This window comes from Mesorhizobium sp. M7A.F.Ca.CA.003.01.2.1, assembly GCF_003998945.1.
Taxonomy (GTDB): domain Bacteria; phylum Pseudomonadota; class Alphaproteobacteria; order Rhizobiales; family Rhizobiaceae; genus Mesorhizobium; species Mesorhizobium ciceri.
The window spans coordinates 1-3,002 of sequence record NZ_RZRA01000726.1 but is presented as its reverse complement, the minus strand read 5'-3'; the positions used below and the strand labels follow the sequence as shown (position 1 = coordinate 3,002).

Sequence of the window (3,002 nt, the reverse complement as noted above, 5' to 3'; positions counted from 1 at the left end):
CAAAAAGGGAGGATAAGTGCATGAGCATGACGATGAGAAGGACAGTTCTGCGCTCGACCGTCGTGGCCGCCGCCACGGTGCTTGCCGCTGCGATCTCCACCTTGCCCGCGCAGGCGCTCGACGCCAAATGGTGCAAGGACGTCCACATCCGCTTCTTCGTCGGCGGCGCCGAGGGCGACGCTTTCGGCACCATCGTCTACAATGGCGCCAAGCAGGCAGAGGCCGATCTGGGGCCGAAGGTCGACTACATCTTCTCCCAGTGGGACATCGAAAAGATGGTGCAGCAACTGCGCGAGGCCGTCGCGGTCAAGCCCAACGGCATCGCCATGATGGGCCATCCGGGCGACGCATCAATCATGCCGCTCGCCGAACAGGCGCACAAGGACGGCATCAAGATGATGTACCAGAACGTGCCTGTGCCGAAGGTGGTGGAAGCGTTCGGCGGCGGCTATGTCGGCGCCCAGCAGGAACAGCAGGGCCGCGCGCTCGGCGCCGAGGCGTTCAAACTGGGCAAGCTGAAGGCCGGCGACAAGGCGATCATGATCGGTCCGTTCGAAAACGAAAGTCGCGGCGCGCGCGAACGCGGCACGGTGGCGGCGCTCAAGGAAGCCGGCGTCGAGGTCATCCAGTTGTCCTCACCGCCGAGCGGCGAATGGGCGTCCGATCCCAACCTGGCCATTCCGGTGATCACCGCGGCGCTGCTCAACAATCCCGACGTCAAGGCGGTCGGCTATCCCGGCGGGCAGATGCTCGGCAATGTCTCGACCTATATGCAGGCGGCCGGACGCAAGGCGGGCGAGATCTTCAATTTCGGCTTCGACACCAGCCCGCAGATCGTCGAGGGTTTCAAGGGTGGCTGGGTGCAATTGACCGCCGACCAGCAGCCGTTCCTGCAGGGCTATCTGCCGATCCTCAGCCTCTGCCAGCAGGTTGTGCTGGGGCTGGCGCCGATGAATGTCGACACCGGCGCCGGCTTCGTCACGCCCGAAAATTACGAGATCGTCGCCGAGCTCGCCAAGCAGGCGCTGCGCTGACCTCCCAAGCCGCCGGCCGGGATCTCAGGCCCCGGCCGGCGGGACCGCTGGCGACGACGCCGGCACGAGACAATGAAAGCGAGCATCCGATGGCCGAACGCCTCATCGAACTGCGCGACATCAGCAAGTCCTATGGCCAGGTCTATGCACTGGGCGGGGTCAATCTCAGCGTCGACCGCGGCGAGGTGGTCGGCCTGCTCGGCGACAATGGCGCCGGCAAGTCGACGCTGATCAAGATCCTCTCGGGCGTGGTCAAGCCGACCAGCGGCGAAATCCTCGTGCGTGGCAAGCCGGTGACCGGGTGGAGCGCGGCGCGTTCGCGCGAGGCCGGCATCGAGACGGTGTTCCAGGACCGGGCGCTGGCCGTGCAGCAGACCATCGTTCGCAACATCTTCATGGGCCGCGAGCTGACCGGCTTCATGGGCTTTCTCAGGGTCAACAAGGAGATCGAGGAGGCAAGCCGGCTGATGCGCGAGATCGGCTTCACCTCGAAAGTGTTCACGCCGCAGTCGATCGTCGGCCAGCTTTCGGGCGGCGAACGCCAGGGCGTGGCGATCGCCCGCGCCATCTACAAGCAGGCCGAGCTGATCGTCCTCGACGAACCGACGACGGCGCTGTCGCTGACCGAGACCGCCAAGGTGTTCCATTTCGTGCGCCAGGTGCGGGCGAGCGGCCGCTCGATCCTGTTCATCGGCCACAACATCCATCATGTCTTCGACATCGCCGACCGCTTCGTGGTGCTGGACCGCGGCAAGGTTGCACTGACGACCGACCGCAGCGAGGTCAAGTCGGCCGAAGATCTCATCAACTTCATGGAAGAGGTCGCGCATCCCGGCGGATTGGCCGGGCTGCACGATGCCGGCGACGCGGAGCAGAGAGCACGATGAGCAAGACCATGGAGCCCAACCTGCACGAGCCGTCCGCCGGCATTCCCCGTCCCAGTTCTCAAAAGGAATGGAGGCACCCATCCGATCACTGGATGCGCGGCTTCATCCTCGACAACCGTGCCGCGCTCGGCACGCTCGCCGTGTTCATCGTCATGATGACGGTGTTCCTGATCGCCAACCCGACCGTTTTCACCACCTGGTATCTCTACCGTTCGGTGCTGACGACGCTCCCCGTTGCGCTGTTCGTGGTGGTGCCGCTGGTCTTCGTCGTCACCTGCGGCGAGATCGACCTGTCGTTTCCGGCAACGATGGGCTTCGCCTCATGGGTCTTCGCGCTGGTCGTGCAGGCCGGCTACGATCCGTTTCTCGGCATCGCCGCGGCACTCGTCACCGGCATGCTGCTCGGCTTCCTGGTAGGCTCGCTGGTCGTCTATGGCGGGCTGTCGTCGTTGATCGCCACGCTGGGCATGAATTTCCTGCTGCGCGGCCTGATCCAGATCATCAACGAGGGCAAGTCGATGGCGCTGACCAGCCTCAGCGACAGCTGGGCCTACACGATCTTCTCCAGCCAGGTCCTGGGCGTTCCGGTGCAGATCTTCTGGGCCATCGGCTTCGTCGTGCTGTCGGCGATGCTCTACAACCGGCACCGCTTCGGCGCGCAGGTGAGGGTGGTCGGCGACAATCCAGACAGCGCCCAGCAGATGGGCATCGACGTCAAGCGTGTGCGGGTGAAAGTGTTCGTCTTCGTCGGCATCGGCGCGGCCATCGCCGGCACCTTCTCGGTGATGATCAACTTCACCTGGTGGCCGACCGCCGGCGACGGCTATCTCCTGCCGGTGCTGGCCTCGGTGTTCGTCGGCGGCACGCCGACCTGGGGCGGCATCGGCACCGTCGTCGGCGGCGCCATCGGCGCGGTTACCGTGTCCTTCATCCAGACCGGCGTCGTGGCGGCGGGATTAAGCGGTTTCTATGTGCAGTTCTTCAACGGGCTGATCATCATCCTGTCGCTGCTGGGGCACAAATGGAATCAGGCGCGGTATCGGTGAGGGGCTGTTTCGTTGGCGGACCGCATGCCTTGACG

At 64.8% G+C, this 3,002-nt stretch carries 3 protein-coding genes; all 3 read left to right on the top strand.

Annotated features, from left to right (window positions below):
* The coding region (locus EN969_RS24450; RefSeq protein ID WP_348632414.1) for a substrate-binding domain-containing protein at positions 1-1,034 on the top strand (1,034 nt) is incomplete at its 5' end.
* A gap of 89 nt (positions 1,035-1,123) precedes the next feature.
* Entirely contained in the window at positions 1,124-1,921 is a 798-nt protein-coding gene (locus tag EN969_RS24445) for an ATP-binding cassette domain-containing protein (RefSeq protein ID WP_013530993.1), read from the top strand.
* Positions 1,918-2,967 carry an ABC transporter permease gene (locus tag EN969_RS24440; RefSeq protein ID WP_063168290.1) on the top strand — a complete coding sequence of 350 codons (1,050 nt, stop codon included), beginning with the start codon at positions 1,918-1,920 and terminating at the stop codon, positions 2,965-2,967. The genes EN969_RS24445 and EN969_RS24440 overlap by 4 nt, the downstream gene beginning before the upstream one ends.
* The last annotated feature ends 35 nt before the right edge of the window (positions 2,968-3,002 follow it).

Coding starts and splice junctions, on each gene's coding strand:
- EN969_RS24445 (WP_013530993.1), top strand. CDS start 1,124: ATGGCCGAACGCCTCATCGAACTGCGCGACATCAGCAAGTCCTATGGC.
- EN969_RS24440 (WP_063168290.1), top strand. CDS start 1,918: ATGAGCAAGACCATGGAGCCCAACCTGCACGAGCCGTCCGCCGGCATT.